This window comes from Fontibacillus forbon (assembly GCF_046559655.1).
Lineage (GTDB): Bacteria > Bacillota > Bacilli > Paenibacillales > Paenibacillaceae > Fontibacillus.
On record NZ_JBKGFV010000003.1, the window covers coordinates 41,202 to 55,320 of the forward strand.

General features: G+C 49.7%; 20 protein-coding genes. 19 read left to right on the plus strand and 1 reads right to left on the minus strand.

Annotated elements, in window-relative coordinates:
- Positions 1-30: 30 nt before the first annotated feature.
- The 13 genes from ACLB09_RS12245 (at position 31) to ACLB09_RS12305 (ending at position 6,432) form a co-directional block, all read left to right on the plus strand.
- Positions 31-420, plus strand: coding sequence for a hypothetical protein (locus tag ACLB09_RS12245; protein WP_410770120.1), 390 nt, complete (start codon positions 31-33; stop codon positions 418-420).
- A gap of 156 nt (positions 421-576) precedes the next feature.
- The gene (locus tag ACLB09_RS12250) at positions 577-747 is read left to right on the plus strand and encodes a hypothetical protein (protein ID WP_410770121.1); all 171 of its coding nucleotides are present in this window, start codon (positions 577-579) and stop codon (positions 745-747) included.
- A 4-nt stretch (positions 748-751) separates the two neighbouring features.
- Complete coding sequence (locus ACLB09_RS12255; protein WP_410770122.1) at positions 752-1,135, plus strand: hypothetical protein; 384 nt, start codon at positions 752-754, stop codon at positions 1,133-1,135.
- Between the two features lie 4 nt (positions 1,136-1,139).
- Positions 1,140-1,343 carry a cold-shock protein gene (locus ACLB09_RS12260; RefSeq protein WP_410770123.1) on the plus strand — a complete coding sequence of 68 codons (204 nt, stop codon included), beginning with the start codon at positions 1,140-1,142 and terminating at the stop codon, positions 1,341-1,343.
- On the plus strand, positions 1,340-1,633 hold the full coding sequence (locus ACLB09_RS12265) for a hypothetical protein (protein ID WP_410770124.1): 294 nt from the start codon (positions 1,340-1,342) through the stop codon (positions 1,631-1,633). The genes ACLB09_RS12260 and ACLB09_RS12265 overlap by 4 nt, the downstream gene beginning before the upstream one ends.
- Positions 1,630-2,091, plus strand: a complete 462-nt coding sequence (locus ACLB09_RS12270) for a hypothetical protein (RefSeq protein WP_410770125.1) — start codon at positions 1,630-1,632, stop codon at positions 2,089-2,091. The genes ACLB09_RS12265 and ACLB09_RS12270 overlap by 4 nt, the downstream gene beginning before the upstream one ends.
- Positions 2,078-2,695, plus strand: coding sequence for a hypothetical protein (locus ACLB09_RS12275; RefSeq protein WP_410770126.1), 618 nt, complete (start codon positions 2,078-2,080; stop codon positions 2,693-2,695). Before ACLB09_RS12270 ends, ACLB09_RS12275 begins: the two co-directional genes overlap by 14 nt.
- A complete protein-coding gene (locus tag ACLB09_RS12280) occupies positions 2,695-3,309 on the plus strand; it encodes a hypothetical protein (protein ID WP_410770127.1) in 615 nt (204 codons plus the stop codon). The genes ACLB09_RS12275 and ACLB09_RS12280 overlap by 1 nt, the downstream gene beginning before the upstream one ends.
- Positions 3,306-3,539: a hypothetical protein gene (locus ACLB09_RS12285; protein ID WP_410770128.1), complete on the plus strand. Its 234-nt coding sequence runs from the start codon at positions 3,306-3,308 to the stop codon at positions 3,537-3,539. Before ACLB09_RS12280 ends, ACLB09_RS12285 begins: the two co-directional genes overlap by 4 nt.
- Before the next feature lie 31 nt (positions 3,540-3,570).
- Positions 3,571-3,984 (plus strand): hypothetical protein, encoded by a 414-nt coding sequence (locus tag ACLB09_RS12290; protein ID WP_410770129.1) that lies wholly within the window; start codon positions 3,571-3,573, stop codon positions 3,982-3,984.
- Complete coding sequence (locus ACLB09_RS12295; protein WP_410770130.1) at positions 3,974-5,701, plus strand: hypothetical protein; 1,728 nt, start codon at positions 3,974-3,976, stop codon at positions 5,699-5,701. The genes ACLB09_RS12290 and ACLB09_RS12295 overlap by 11 nt, the downstream gene beginning before the upstream one ends.
- A 73-nt stretch (positions 5,702-5,774) precedes the next feature.
- Entirely contained in the window at positions 5,775-6,161 is a 387-nt protein-coding gene (locus ACLB09_RS12300) for a phBC6A51 family helix-turn-helix protein (RefSeq protein WP_410770131.1), read from the plus strand.
- Positions 6,145-6,432: a phBC6A51 family helix-turn-helix protein gene (locus tag ACLB09_RS12305; protein WP_410770132.1), complete on the plus strand. Its 288-nt coding sequence runs from the start codon at positions 6,145-6,147 to the stop codon at positions 6,430-6,432. The genes ACLB09_RS12300 and ACLB09_RS12305 overlap by 17 nt, the downstream gene beginning before the upstream one ends.
- A 1,038-nt stretch (positions 6,433-7,470) precedes the next feature.
- Here ACLB09_RS12305 and ACLB09_RS12310 read toward each other — a convergent pair.
- Positions 7,471-7,668, minus strand: a complete 198-nt coding sequence (locus ACLB09_RS12310; RefSeq protein ID WP_114498605.1) for a YjzC family protein — start codon at positions 7,666-7,668, stop codon at positions 7,471-7,473.
- 129 nt (positions 7,669-7,797) lie between these two features.
- On the opposite strand from ACLB09_RS12310, the gene ACLB09_RS12315 reads away from it, so the two are divergent.
- From ACLB09_RS12315 to ACLB09_RS12340, 6 genes are all read left to right on the plus strand, one after another.
- A complete protein-coding gene (locus tag ACLB09_RS12315; protein WP_410770133.1) occupies positions 7,798-9,309 on the plus strand; it encodes an RCC1 domain-containing protein in 1,512 nt (503 codons plus the stop codon).
- Between the two features lie 143 nt (positions 9,310-9,452).
- Positions 9,453-9,737: a 30S ribosomal protein S6 gene (gene rpsF / locus ACLB09_RS12320; RefSeq protein WP_114498607.1), complete on the plus strand. Its 285-nt coding sequence runs from the start codon at positions 9,453-9,455 to the stop codon at positions 9,735-9,737.
- A gap of 44 nt (positions 9,738-9,781) precedes the next feature.
- Complete coding sequence (gene ssb, locus ACLB09_RS12325) at positions 9,782-10,273, plus strand: single-stranded DNA-binding protein (RefSeq protein WP_410770134.1); 492 nt, start codon at positions 9,782-9,784, stop codon at positions 10,271-10,273.
- 21 nt (positions 10,274-10,294) lie between these two features.
- Positions 10,295-10,564: a 30S ribosomal protein S18 gene (rpsR, locus tag ACLB09_RS12330; RefSeq protein ID WP_082207605.1), complete on the plus strand. Its 270-nt coding sequence runs from the start codon at positions 10,295-10,297 to the stop codon at positions 10,562-10,564.
- A 721-nt stretch (positions 10,565-11,285) separates the two neighbouring features.
- On the plus strand, positions 11,286-13,022 hold the full coding sequence (locus ACLB09_RS12335; protein ID WP_410770135.1) for an ABC transporter substrate-binding protein: 1,737 nt from the start codon (positions 11,286-11,288) through the stop codon (positions 13,020-13,022).
- A 122-nt stretch (positions 13,023-13,144) separates the two neighbouring features.
- Entirely contained in the window at positions 13,145-14,116 is a 972-nt protein-coding gene (locus tag ACLB09_RS12340) for an ABC transporter permease (protein WP_410770136.1), read from the plus strand.
- Positions 14,117-14,119 lie beyond the last annotated feature (3 nt).

Here is a 14,119-nt window from a genome sequence, read left to right on the forward strand (position 1 = left end):
AACTGCTAGGCCGCTGATAGGATGAATTTCATGGCTGTATCAATTAGCCAAGAGGGACACGTTACAATCGTCAACTACGCGGAAGGAAAACGCCCGCTCAAAGTCGCGCCGTACATTGCACGTAACGCAGCGGATCGCGGCATATTATGGGAGATACTCACCTTTGTCGAGCGTGAGTCGAACGAGCCGCACCACCTCGCAAAAATGGAAGATGCGAAATTTTACGCACTGGTTGAGCGTCTGGCAACGCTGGCCTGCCGCAAGTTCTCGCCTATGACGAAGTGGGGCGTCACTAAACCGGAAATCCGCGGCATTGTCTTATTCACGTTGCGGGCCGCCGTCGCTGCCGGTACTTGGCCGGAGTCGTACGAGGTCACGCGCACAACCTTCGTTCGAAATGGAGGCTACGCCGGTGAATAACGGCTTAACTTTATCGTAGAAATTGCGCAGTTTTAGCGCCTTTTAATCCCGGAGGATGTAATCCCTAGCCGGGCTTTTTGTCGTGCTTGAAATCGCGGAAATTGTGCAAAAAAGGGTACCGAATATGCGCTGATTTCACGGAGGGGAGGTTGCCGGATGAATGAGAAACAAGACGACGCAAAACGTTACTGTCCATATTTTCGCGGGGATCATGGCTGCGTTCTTTTGCAGGCGATGAATAAGGCGGATGTCCGCTGCAAGGTTTGGCGCGGTGCCGATTCGATCCGCTGCCGCTACTTGGATACGCAAATTTGCCGGAGGGGATGACGAAATGAACGTAACCGTTTATCAGTACGTATTCACGGACCGGGATAAGACGCGCGTACATACAACGCTCGTAAACGATGCTGGCGCGGTACTAGATAGGAATATCGCGATGTATGATGCGTATCCACTCAAGCAGATTGCGGACGAGCACGCCCAATATATGCTCCGCGTACTCAAGCGCAGCATGTCGCTGGATCGCGTTATTTACGATTGTAACGTTCGCGGCCGGTTCGAGTATACGCCGAAAGCGAGCGGCTTTACCGGTGAAATGACATATCATCCGCGTTTTGGGGATGTCGAGAAAGTGCGCCTGCAATGGACGGACCCTCTACCGGAAGACCCGGACGATATGGACGACGACAAAGACGCAGAGGAAACGGAGGAGTAATTTTATGGAGGGCATTGTAAAACGGTATTATACGGATCGAGGTTTCGGATTTATTAGCGTACCTGGCCAAAAGGACATCTATTTTCACATTAGTGAAGTGGGCGACGCATCCGACACGCTAAATTTTTACGTAGGTGATCCGGTTTCTTTCGAATTAGGCCGGGATAAAAAAGGCCAACTAATGGCGCGAAATGTGGTGCCGCTATGATTACGGCTCGCGGAATGAAAGGCGAAACGTCCGGCGTTATCACGCGCCAAGTAGCGCAGCCTCAGCCGAAACAGCCAGCGCAGGCCATTACGGTCCGTCATAAGGTCACGATGCCGGTCGGGGATATCCATGCGACGGTTACACTCGAAGCCGTTGACGAGTCGGCCGGCGTTGTCGTGCGTTTAGAATCGTTCCGAGCCACGCAACCACTCATGAATAGTACGATTATCTTCCGCAAAATGCAGTTCTGCGACGCACTGACGGCGGACGGGTATGCGGTGAAGATATGAGACCGATCATTGTCGCGGATTTTATCCGCCTCGAAGGTGTTAAGCCGCTCCTAGCTGTGCAACTCTACGATAAGCGCGGGGATTATCAAACTTCCGTCGTTTGTCCATGCGTAGACCCGGTCTTAGCCGTCCAAATCGCGCTCGAAATGGTGGAGTTTGCCGGCTATTACGGGCTGATCGACTTTCAAACGTCGGATCGCGGACTATTTGCGGCGGCAACGGCAGAGCCGGACTTGAATACGACGATTTTGCACCCGTCAGATATCGCGCATCTCCATCGGATTGTTGCGGACGGTGTCGATGCTTACCGCGACTTTTACCCGGCGGAAGAAGTGCCGGAGCCGCCGGAAGAGAAAAAGCCGGAGTTGACCGGTTGGCGCGCGAAGGTTGTTAGGTATTTACAATTCTTAATTTCAAAATTAGATAATACGGGGGAATGTAAGGATGAAGAAATTTGAAGCGCTCGAAACCTATAAAAAAATGAGTTCCGAAATCGGACAACGTCGGGCGAATTTGGAGCACCGCCGCAGATCAGCGCTCGAAGAAGTTCAGGCGCTAAAGGCGGAGTATACTGCTGCCATGAAAAAATCGATACTTGAAGGCGCGGATAATGCCTCGGAAATCGAAGAAATTGATAAAAAGGTCGAGCAAGCCGAACGCACTTTCAGGCGTGTTGACGCGGAGGTTACCGCAGGGCTGAACATCTCCGGGGCGGTAGGCGGTCAAGATAGCGTCGTTACCGCGTGGAACGCCGATTATTATCCGAACACTGTAATGAAGGAGACGCTAGAGCCCGCTCTAGCAAAGTTGAACGCCGCGGCCTGTGCGTATGCAGACGAGTTTCAGCGTGTCTTATCAATTATCGATGAAGTGGACGCGTTATATTACGACGCAAAGACCACTCTTGGCCATGGTTACGAGTACAAGATGCGAAATTTAAAAGCAGAGGTTCGGCACGTTGATAATCCGGTAACTAAAGCGGCCATTACTCCAGATGACTTGGCGCAGCTTGCGCGCGGTGAGCGTCCGACAAAATTACCGAATACCGGAGGTAAACAATAGTGAAACTCGGAACCACATTCGCACAGCTTGAAGAAATGAAAGTAATGGCAGCCGGCCATCCGGAGAAAATCGCTAAATATAGTCAGGCCAAAAAGCAATACGACGAAATGATTGCGGAGTTCTTTAACGAAGAATCCGGCGTCAAGTTTATTGCGCATCCGTTGGAGTCATACGTTGCAGAGATTGAAGCTAAAGCGGAAGAATCTGGCGATCCTGGCGACAAGGCACGGGCGATTATTATGCGCGACCGACTTAATCATTACGAAAAAGAGAAAACAAAGCACGTCGATTGGCGCACATCCCGCGAACGTCTCCGCAGTTTGATCGATATTGGTGCGAAAATATCGGACAAGGACATTCGCGAAGCGGAGCGAGTCGCCCGGCATAATCCATCAGCAGAATCCCGCGTACTATATGCGCGGCTGAAAACGGTCAAACAGGCGCAGGAGGACGGCACGTATACGCCGCCAGCGCCGCCGGAGACGCCGAAAGTTACGGCGGAAGACGTAGAGGCTGCGCTAACAAAGGCGCAGAAAACGAGTGCGACACGCGATATTGCAGAGTATTCGGCATTGAAACGAAAATTTGAAGCACAAGAGGGGGCGATTGAATGAGAATCATTAAAGCGGACGGAGTAACGGTAATTGACGAGGATAACGACGTATTGGATCGATTGGTTGGCGCTGATCATGCGACATTTAAGTCGGTAGATATTTCGCGCTTACGGCTAAACGCGGACAATCTCGCGGTACTTTACGATAAGGCGCAACGCACAAAGACGCCGGAGGATGCGGGCGCGTATAAGCGGTTTAAAGAGAAATTTCTAGCGTGGGTGAATGGGTAAGTGAGCAAGCATAAGCAAAGGGGCGCCTCAATTGGCGTCTCTTTTATTTTATAAAGGGGGTCATTTTATCAAGATCACAGACGAAGAAATCGCAGCCGCCGAGTGCGTCGTCCCGGTCGTTCGCCTTATCGAACAGATCGTAACGTACCGCCGCCCCGGCGCCTATCAATTCGCGGAGGATTTCCCGGACGAGTCCGCAACTTGGCGCGAAGTATCGACGTTATTTCGCAAGTCACCGGTCAAAGAAGTTCGCGACTTCGGCGAGCTCATGGCGGAGATGGGCGGAGGCCTTATGACGGTGGACAAGGTTGCGCAAGAGGGCAGTCCGAAGGAACTCAAGCGCGCGGTGGCGGCGTTATGCCGGTCGGCCAAAGCGCTCAATAAGGCGTGGAGCGCGTTCAGCGTGCAGATGATACGTGAGGCGGTGGCGGACAATGGCATTTGATCTTGTCGCAAAGTTAAAGCTGCAGGACAATTTTTCCGATCCGATGCGTAAGGTCGAACGTCAGACCAAGGCGGCACAAAAGTCAATGGACTCGTATAAAACCGTAACCGCAAAAATGGACAAGGCGCAAACCGGAGCAGCCAAGGCGGTAACTCGCACGGACAAAGCGCTCGCCCGCGTCAAGACGGCGACACAAAAAGCCGGCTCCGCGTTTACGGTGTTTGGTAAAAACGCTAATAACGCAATGAACCGAGCGGCGCGTGGAACTGGCGGACTTGTCAGGAGTATTGGCGGAGTAGCTGCCGCATATATGGGAGCCCGAGCAGCAAAAAGCGCCTGGGACCGTACCATTGGCGCGGCTGCGGAATACGAAATGAGAGAGGTAACGGTCAAAGCCATGTTTGGCGGTGATTACGCAAAGAATGCGCAAAAGTACCTTGATTTCGTGGAGGGCCGCGCAGCCGTTTCGCAGTATACGACGGACGATTTTCTGACCGCGGGGAAATCGTTTATTCCGACGACGAAAGATAACGACAAGCTTGCGAAAATGGTGAACCTGGCGGAAAGGCTCGGCGCAATCGATCCAGACCAGGGTATAACCGGCGCAGCATTTGCGTTGAAAGAATTCTTTAGCGGGGACGCTGTGTCGCTCGTTGAAAGGTTTGAATTGCCGCGCAAGGTAATGAACGACTTGAAAAACCTTTCGCTCGATAAGCAGTTAAAGGAACTCGACAAGTACCTCAATCAGATAGGCGCGACCAACGAACTTATCGAAGCGCAAGCGGCCACAGCAACCGGGGAGTGGCGGAAATCGACGGCAAAACTTACGAAGGCGCTCCGAGAAATGGGAATGGAAGGACTGGAGAAGATAAAACCGCTGCTCCGGGACTTCAATAAGTGGCTGGAAAGCCCGAATTTTCAAAAGTTCAAGGAGGCCGGAGTTAAAGCGTTCTCGGGTCTGTTTGAGGCTGCAACAAATACGGTACGGAAAGTCGCGAACTACTTGGATACTAACCTTTTTAGCAATCCGGCCTTTCAGCAGATTCCGACTATAGAGGGCAAAGTTAAATATGTATTTGATACGCTTCAAAAAGACTTCGACGCTTGGTGGAACGCAGCCGGCAAGACCAAAATAGAAGGGATAGCGCAGGAGTTAACGAACACCCTCGGAAACGCCCTGAAAGCATCTCAACCTATCCTGGACGCCGCGACTAAAATCGGTTCACAAATCGGGAAAAGTATCCTAAGTGGAATAGGTGATTCCCTTGTTTTGAGTCAGGCGGACAACCCACTTGATAAATTTCTTTCAAACCTATGGGGAGAAGAGGCGTGGGGGATAGGTTACGACGAGAACGGAAAGCCGTATAAGTATGAGGATAAAGCGGCCGAAACAGTCAGTAATATCAGCAACCCCGCCGTCAGTAAGTATGTTATCGATAACCACCTCAATCGTATACAGCTAAAAGGCGAAGAAATCTCCGGCTCCCACGCCGGCGGACTTGATCGCGTTCCATATAACGGTTATACCGCGCGTCTCCACCGTGACGAGACCGTACTCACACGTACAGAAGCGCAGGAATACCGTGAGAATCAGCGCGGTGCCAGCCGGGGAAGTCGCGGAGGAAACGTCATTATTACGGGTAACACGTTCCATGTTCGCGAAGACGCTGACATTGACCGGATCGCGCGTCAATTAGCGTACGTATTGACACAGTAATATACGGTAGACAGGCGGAGTCTAGGCGTTATGGTTGCGCTGCGGCTCCGCTTATTTAATCGGAGGGAAAAATATGAATGCAAAACAACTCATTGCGATCCAACACCTAGCCTTGCCTGCGTCAGAACGTCCGTCAATGGACGAAATTGCGGAAGCATGCGAGGTAAGCCGCTCAACCTTGTACGAATGGCGAAAGAATCCGGCATTCATCGAGGAATTGAAAGCGCAGATTGTCCGCAATAACGTCGATACTCTTCCGGACCTGGTCGCCGCCTTGCCGCGTATTGCGATCGAAGACCGGTCCGCTGCGATGGCTAAGCTTGCGCTACAAGTAAATGGAATGCTTACGGAGAAGGTTGACGTACAATCATCCGCCGGCGCGAACGGTCCGGATATTGAGGCGTTGAAATCACGTATCCAAGCATTAAAGGAGCGGACCCGTAATGAAGAGGAAGCGTAGGAAACGCGCAAACGTTCCGTTAGATGCCCGCCATTACTTGGCCGCTGCTTTAATCGCGTCCGGTGACTACGGTTACGGAGTTATCGCGTCAATGGTCGGCGTCGACCGGCGGACTCTCCTGCGCTGGCGTAAGCGTAAGGACTTCGACAAGGAGCTACGGAAGGCACGCGCAAAGATAGCGGAAGATGTGCGCAAGTCATTCGGCGACCGGAAGCGGCTGAAAACAAGCGCGGATATATTCGAATACTTCGGCGCAATGGGGATCGCGTAAACCTTGCGTCCGATTTGCGTACGATACGGTTGATGGTCGCGGAAGTCTGCGCGGGGCTTGCGGTAGAGGCGCGTTTATACCGGGACTTATAACGTCCCATTATCGGACTTTAGTTTACGCATTCTGCACGCAGGGGGAGACGCATGGCCCTCCGGAAACTTTTCACGGGCTGGCGGCTCGGACCGGAAGGCCTCGCAAATCTCACGGGGTCTTACGCTCGATTTCGGTAGAATAGTGCAAATAACGGCCGATCCTGCGCTCTATATACGCGGTCAAACGCCGGGATCGTAGACGTGGCGCGGGATTTCGGTTGTGTCAGCTATCCCTACATGATTACCAATCAGCTAGGTATAACTGTTGAAACTCTGCGGTAACCGTCACCCCCAAGGCACCCCCTCGACGATCCCTCATCAGGCCCCCGGAATTTCCGCACAGCAAAAATAACTCGTGGGTAAAATATGGTATTTCTACGCTTGACTGAATTTTATCTTCTATTATAATAGTAGATAATCTAAACAACGTAGAAGTATCGGAGTCAGTCCGGTATGTGTGCGCAAACTGAACGTTGATCTATCGGGCAATTTCCGATATCAATGCGCAGATATGTGACTCGAAATCAATTAGGCGTCGCAAGGCGTGCGTGGGTTCGAATCCCACCCTCTCCGCCACTAATATGAATGTTGAAACCTTCTGCGTGAATAACGTGGAAGGTTTTTTTGTGCTTATGGGAAAGCAACAACAGAAAAGGACCCTTGCGGGTCCTCATTCTGGTCGACGGCGTGCTTATTTTGGAATTCTTTTCTCACAACCCCAGAAACGGTCGATGTGTGCGTAGGCAGCCCGGACTAAAGAAGAGGGGTCTTCACTAACCCGAGATCTTGGCTTCTTAAACGAAGTGAATAAGACTCCTGAAAAATGTTGCTCGCTGATACCTCCAACGGAACCACACCTCTCTTTGGCAACGCCGTCTGATTGTATTATGTGCAGGTTCGGAAGTTCTATACACGGTTTCGATATTTAATTTTGAAGGCGCGAAAATTAGTGTACACGGGCCTTTTCGGCTTTTTTCCACTTCCGGTTCTTTTTCGAGGTATCCGGGAAAGTATCGCCTCGCTCCAGCGTCACGCGCTGGGGATCCTGGATTTGGGTATGGAAGCTGCGCGCTTCGCCAACCTCCACATAAATACCGGGGTTAGGCGCTTTGTCTCCCGGTTCGAATTCGGTTTGTTCGCCCATCTTTCTACTCCTCCTTTCCGTCCCCAAAGAGGGAATCAAGCATATTGTTTGTAACGCGGACTTAATCATGTACCGATTCGAACCGATAATTATTTACAGACATAAATGATGTAGGGAGGATGATGGAACATGGGAAAGCGCATGAGGGGATTAGTCATTATGGTCGTCATGGCGCTCATTTTTCCATTTATGCCTATATCGGTTCATCCGGTTCAGGCCATTGGAGAAAGAATTGAAATTTTCACGCAACGAAATGAAGATAACACCGTCTTGGTAGAAGGATTGGCTGGAGCTTCGTCCGTAAAAATCGAGTTAAGGGACGAGGATGAAAAAGCCTTTTTTTCCGCTACGGTTCAGGTGAATAAGGAAGGGTATTATCAATTGATTACGCCTTCCTTTAATGAAGAGGTATTCAAGGAATCCAGGTACTCCAAATACAACTATGGCGTGGGCGTTTACGTGAGCGTGCCGGGAGGCGCACAAGCGGCCACTTCCTTGCAGGATTTTCGGAATCGCTACGAATCGCCAAGTCCTTATGAAAAGTATCACGAGGGCTACCAGGAACCTAAACCGGTGAAATTTGAACAATATGGCGTCGGATCACAAGCGCCCGTCGCCAAGGACCCAATCCAGTTAAAGGCTGTAACTTTACCCGTATCCGTTGCCGCAAGCGAAACCCATACCTTGGCTCTCGGAAAGGATGGCAGGCTTTACGGCTGGGGGAAAAACACGAGTCGCGAAATCAACGAAAGCGAAATGCCGGTGCTGCCGCCGACGCTGATTACGACCGACAAAACGATTAAGAAAATCGAGGCGGGGGAGAAGTTTTCCCTATATATTACGACGGACGGAGAGTTATACGGTTGGGGCGACTTGAATCATTTGGGCGTCAAAACCATTACCGGAAAACCTACCAAAATCACTTTGATCAGCGAGCCGATTACCGATATGAACGCTTTTAACCGTGGAGTCGCACTCTTGACCAAATCCGGGAATGTTTATCAACTGGGCGGGGTTGGCTGGGCCAATGATGAGGCTCGCGAATTCGTCCATAATCATTACAGACAAATATTGCTGAAGGATGCGATTGCGGTATCTATGAGCAATATGAAGGGCTATGCGCTGAAAAAGGATGGAACCCTATGGAGTTGGGATAATTCGATCGTGGAAGGGCAGACAACCCTAGCCGAACAAATCGCCGGGTTCAAGGACATCCAAAAGTTCGATGCAGCGAATACGAATGATGAATATATCATCGCGATAGACAGCAAGGGCGAATTGTGGGGATACGGGGACAATTCGGCGAGACAACTTGGACAGAAGGTTCCTTCCAAATTGGGCAAACCGACGAACATTACGACTATGGCGCTTAGGTACAACAAGCAAACGGGTTGGAGCGCGGCCGGCAAGAAGCTGAAGTACACGGGCCTTTCTGTGAACGTGAACGGCGTTCTGCTGTTGACCGAGAACCACGAGATGTTGACCTATAATACATATCCGCGTCTGGGCGACTTGAATAAAAACGTAAGTTATATCGAAAATACGAGTCGGAACATTTATTGGATCAGCGGCGGGAAATTGTGGGTGTGGGGATATGGTAACGAATACGGTCAGCAAGGAATCGGAGTTAAAGTGAAGTAGATAATTAAAGCGAATTGCAGTATTATTTGGGTTCTTGCGCGGCGGCTTTCGATTTGATATACTACTATGGTGCGAGTTTAGACTCGTTCCTTGCTCCCAAGGCTATCAAGTTGGGGGCCATAGTCCACAAGGAGGTGAACCAGATGCGCAAATATGAAGTGATGTACATTATTCGTCCTGACGTTGAACAAGAAGCTGTTCAAGCTACAGTCGAAAAATTCCAAGGCATCATCCAAAACGGCGGTGAAATTACAAAGCATGATGTAATGGGCAAACGCCGGCTTGCGTATGAGATTAACAAGATCCGTGACGGAGTTTACGTACTCGTGAACTTCACAGCTACTCCAGAAGTAGTTGCTGAGCTCGAGCGGATTCTGAAGATTTCCGACGAGGTTATCCGTTATCTCATTACAAAAGACGTTGCCTAATCTTCAAGTTTTGTAAAACAAGAAGCCCGAAGGAGGGGATTTGATTGTTGAACCGTGTCATTCTGATCGGACGTCTTACCAAGGATCCGGAGCTGCGTTATACGCCATCCGGTGTAGCGGTCACTCAGTTCACGATTGCCGTGGACAGACCCTTTACCTCGCAAGGCGGAGAACGCGAAGCGGATTTTATCCCGGTTGTAACCTGGAGACAGCTTGCCGAGACGTGCGCAAACTACTTGCGCAAAGGTCGTCTGACGGCTGTGGAAGGACGTATTCAAGTACGGAATTACGAAAATAACGAAGGTAAGCGGGTTTACGTTACCGAAGTCATTGCCGATAATGTCCGTTTCTTGGAGTCGAACCGCGAAGGCGGAGCAGGTGGCGGAGGACAGCGTGAAGAAGCAGCTCCATTTGGAGGTGGCAGCGGCGGTGGCAACACCGGACGCAGCAGCAATTTCTCGCGCGGCAATCAAAATGATCCTTTCTCCGATGACGGGAAACCGATCGATATTTCGGATGACGATTTGCCATTTTAATAACGGAAAGGACTGAAAAGCATGAGCTTCAAACAAAGAGAAGGCGGAGACGACAAAAGACCGGCTCGCCGCGGCGGCCGCAACAAACGTCGTAAAGTGTGCTACTTCACTGTGAACAAAATTACTCACATTGATTATAAAGATACTGAGCTGTTGAAGAAATTCATCAGCGAACGCGGCAAAATTTTGCCACGTCGTGTAACAGGTACAAGCGCGAAATACCAACGTCTTTTGACTGTTGCTATCAAACGCTCCCGTCAAATCGCATTGCTTCCATACACTACGGAGTAATCGTTAGACGCCAAGAGAGACAGCCGAATCCTAATGGATCCGGCTGTTTTTGCATTTTACGGACAAAAAGTTCCGCGGGCCAGGCCTATACAGTATAAGGAAGGGGATAGAAAATATGGGTATATGACGAATTATGTCACGTTGAAAGGAGGTATAAAATGCCTTAAAAAGATATTGACGTAAGGTTAATTAACATGTATTATTTACAATAATCAAGTTGGAGATTTTCCCCAGCTTACAAGGGGTTCGACTCACTTCTCTTATTAACCAGTGGTTTATATTTTGACGCTTTGACGCTTTATCTCATTAACATAAGTTATACACTATGGTTAATCTTCTTTCATTTTCCTCATAAGTTCACATATATGATAGGTTAAACAGTAATTACCAATATAATGCTGAATTTTCCACATCACATCACAATATCACTTCTAAGATTCTAACATCTAATGTATGTCGTACTATTTCCAGAAACAATCACTATATTTAAATCTATACCGCTTCTTGTTTTTCAGAGGTTTATTTCGTTGGAAACTACGCCTAAGGTTACGTCGGATTTCGTGTAGGAGATCGCTGTACCGACCCGTGGCGAAAGTTATATAAAGAAGCAAAGGCCCGATTTTACAAGGGGGGATTCAGGAGAGGAACAGGTCCAAGTTCTATCGGCAAGACGGCTTTACTGTAAATAGCAACTACATATTCTGAAGGAGGAGTCTTGGTAATGAAGGGTAAAAAGATGAATTGGTGGTCTGTTCTGCTTATAGTGTCTTTGATTGGAATTTTATTTACGGGCTGCAGCACGAATAACAACGCAGCTAATCCTGCTCCGGCGGAGAATAACAAAACCAATGAGCAAAAAACAAATACAGAGGCCCCTCCAGCGGCTGATGAGCCGGTTGATGGTGGAACGATTACGCTTAGTACATTTTCTGATATCGTAAGTCTTAATCCTATTTTTATTAACGATACTTCTTCCGGCGACGTGGCTCAATTCCTCTTCGCGAAACTGTATGATTTGAACCGTGAGGGGAATGTAACTGCAGAGCCTTGGTCACTGGCTGCGGAGCTTCCGCAAGTTTCGGAAGACGGTAAAACTTATACCGTGAAATTGAAAGATTCGGCGAAATGGAGCGACGGTCAACCCGTAACGGCGGACGATATCATCTTTACGTTCGATACGGTCCGCAACCCGGATGCGGGTGCTCCTGGGATCAGCCTTTTCGATAAAGTAGACAAAGTAGAAAAAGTCGATGACAAGACCGTTAAAATTACGTTGAAACAAGTATACTCACCGTTCCAGTATACGCTTGTAACTGAACTGGTACCTGCCCATGTATTGAAGGATATTCCAGTAAAAGAACTTCAAGCGAATGCCTATGGTACGGATCCTGCGAAGACAGTAACAAGCGGACCATGGAAATGGACATCATGGAAAGCCGGGGAAAGCCATGTCATGGATGCTGACCCGAACTACTGGGGCGAAGTGAAGCCGCATATCGCGCAAATCGTCTATAAGATTTATGCGGATCAAAACACCGAGGTTCAAGCGCTTCTGAAAGGCGATACCGACCATATTAGCGCCATTCCTGTAACCCAAGTTGATGCGGTTAAAGGTAACGATCAAATCGATATTATTCAAAAGCCGGGCGCGCAGTACGAATATCTCCAATTCAACTTTGATCCGAAGAACTTCCCGGATAATTACGGATTGTTTGAAGGACAGAAGACAAGACAGGCGATTGCTCACGCGTTGAACCGCCAAGGCATGGTCGATAACATCCTGAAGGGCGTCGGCGCTCTGATGAACGCACCGTTCCTGCCGGATACATGGGCCGATCCGAAAGAAGCAGCCGTAAACTACGATTACAATGCTGAAACGGCTAAGAAGCTCTTGGCTGAAGACGGATGGGTTGCCGGCAAAGACGGCATTCTTGAAAAAGACGGCCACCGGTTCTCGTTCGAGCTTCAATATAATGCGGGTAACAGCCGTCGTGAACAAGTAGCGGCCGTTATTCAACAAAACCTTAAAGATGTAGGTATCGAAGCAACACCGAAGGCCATCGATTTCGCGGCCTGGATCGACCAAAATGTAACACCGGGTAAATATCAAGCATTGCTGCTGGCTTGGTCGCTGAATACGCCGGATCCGGATTCGGAGAGCGTGTTCTCGTCGAAATACTTCCCGCCGGCTGGACAAAACAGCGGCTGGTATAAGAACGAGAAGCTGGACCAATTGTGGGTGGACGGATATTCGACCGTCGATCAAAACGAACGGAAAGAAATTTATAAGGAAGTGGCCAAAGAAATCTCCACCGACCTGCCATACGTATTCCTCTATCAATATGGTCAGGCAATCGGCACAGGACCTAGAGTCCACTGGGCGGAAGAAGACCGTCCGGAACCATCACTCGGTTACGGACAATACTTCCATGCGATTAAATGGTGGGTAACCGAATAACGAACGGATACAGGAAATAGAATCACCGGAGGGGAAAGAGAAATGTCTCTTTCTCCTTCTCCTTTAGGAGAAATAGTCATACGGAGATTCTATACCTTGCAATTTATTAGGAGGATAGAACGATGACAGAATATCTGGTCCGTCGCCTGTTACAATCGGTGTTGGTCATTTTTTTAATTACGGTCGCCACTTTTCTTCTTATTCATGCTGCTCCCGGCGGCCCCACGCAAGTGATGCTTTCTCCGGGTTTATCACCGGAAGCGATGGCCCAACAAAAAGCAAACATGGGCCTGGATAAGCCTCTGCCTGTGCAATATGCAAAATGGGTGGGCAACCTGCTCCAGGGAGATCTGGGGCATACCTTCAAGAATAACATTCCGGTAGGCGATTTGTTGTGGCCGCGGATGATGAATACACTGATTTTGATGGGGGTTGCGTGGTTTGTTTCGCTGGTGATTGCCATTCCCTGGGGCATTTACAACAGTACGAGGGAATACGGATTATCCGACCAGACCTCGTCCTTTATTTCTTATTTGGGTTTTGCCATGCCGAGCTTTTGGTTCGGGATATTGCTTCAGCAGTGGCTGTCGTTAGAGCTCGACTGGTTCCCGCTTTCGGACATGCACTCCAGAGGCAAAGAAGGCGACATCGGCGATTTGTTCATGCACCTGGTATTGCCGGTTTCGGTGCTTGCCTTAGGATTCCTAGCTTCTTATATGAAATACGCGCGCGCCAGCATGCTGGAAGTGCTTGATCAGGACTATATCCGGACGGCCCGTGCCAAAGGGGTTAAAGAACGGAAAGTAGTCTTCCGCCATGCGCTCCGTAACGCGTTGATTCCGATCATCACCGTAATCGGGCTGGATTTGCCGATTCTGGTTGCGGGAGCCGCACTGACGGAGAATGTGTTTAACTGGCCGGGCATGGGAAGGTTTTACGTGGAGAACGCCCTGGCTCGCGAATATTCCGTATTGATGGCGATTACGATCGTTACGGCTGTGATTGTTATTATCGGTAACCTGTTGGCGGACATTTTGTATGCCGTGGTCGATCCTCGAGTTAAACTCGGCGGAAAAGGGGGGAAAGCGGCATGAGTG

Excerpts from the sequence above, each read along its gene's own strand:
- rpsF (WP_114498607.1), top strand. The coding sequence starts at position 9,453 with ATGCGCAAATATGAAGTGATGTACATTATTCGTCCTGACGTTGAACAA.
- ACLB09_RS12295 (WP_410770130.1), top strand. The coding sequence starts at position 3,974 with ATGGCATTTGATCTTGTCGCAAAGTTAAAGCTGCAGGACAATTTTTCC.
- ACLB09_RS12305 (WP_410770132.1), top strand. The coding sequence starts at position 6,145 with ATGAAGAGGAAGCGTAGGAAACGCGCAAACGTTCCGTTAGATGCCCGC.
- ACLB09_RS12245 (WP_410770120.1), top strand. The coding sequence starts at position 31 with ATGGCTGTATCAATTAGCCAAGAGGGACACGTTACAATCGTCAACTAC.
- ACLB09_RS12265 (WP_410770124.1), top strand. The coding sequence starts at position 1,340 with ATGATTACGGCTCGCGGAATGAAAGGCGAAACGTCCGGCGTTATCACG.
- ACLB09_RS12260 (WP_410770123.1), top strand. The coding sequence starts at position 1,140 with ATGGAGGGCATTGTAAAACGGTATTATACGGATCGAGGTTTCGGATTT.
- ACLB09_RS12335 (WP_410770135.1), top strand. The coding sequence starts at position 11,286 with ATGAAGGGTAAAAAGATGAATTGGTGGTCTGTTCTGCTTATAGTGTCT.
- ACLB09_RS12315 (WP_410770133.1), top strand. The coding sequence starts at position 7,798 with ATGGGAAAGCGCATGAGGGGATTAGTCATTATGGTCGTCATGGCGCTC.
- rpsR (WP_082207605.1), top strand. The coding sequence starts at position 10,295 with ATGAGCTTCAAACAAAGAGAAGGCGGAGACGACAAAAGACCGGCTCGC.
- ACLB09_RS12255 (WP_410770122.1), top strand. The coding sequence starts at position 752 with ATGAACGTAACCGTTTATCAGTACGTATTCACGGACCGGGATAAGACG.
- ACLB09_RS12270 (WP_410770125.1), top strand. The coding sequence starts at position 1,630 with ATGAGACCGATCATTGTCGCGGATTTTATCCGCCTCGAAGGTGTTAAG.
- ACLB09_RS12340 (WP_410770136.1), top strand. The coding sequence starts at position 13,145 with ATGACAGAATATCTGGTCCGTCGCCTGTTACAATCGGTGTTGGTCATT.
- ACLB09_RS12300 (WP_410770131.1), top strand. The coding sequence starts at position 5,775 with ATGAATGCAAAACAACTCATTGCGATCCAACACCTAGCCTTGCCTGCG.
- ACLB09_RS12250 (WP_410770121.1), top strand. The coding sequence starts at position 577 with ATGAATGAGAAACAAGACGACGCAAAACGTTACTGTCCATATTTTCGC.
- ACLB09_RS12275 (WP_410770126.1), top strand. The coding sequence starts at position 2,078 with ATGAAGAAATTTGAAGCGCTCGAAACCTATAAAAAAATGAGTTCCGAA.
- ACLB09_RS12285 (WP_410770128.1), top strand. The coding sequence starts at position 3,306 with ATGAGAATCATTAAAGCGGACGGAGTAACGGTAATTGACGAGGATAAC.
- ACLB09_RS12310 (WP_114498605.1), bottom strand. The coding sequence starts at position 7,668 with ATGGGCGAACAAACCGAATTCGAACCGGGAGACAAAGCGCCTAACCCC.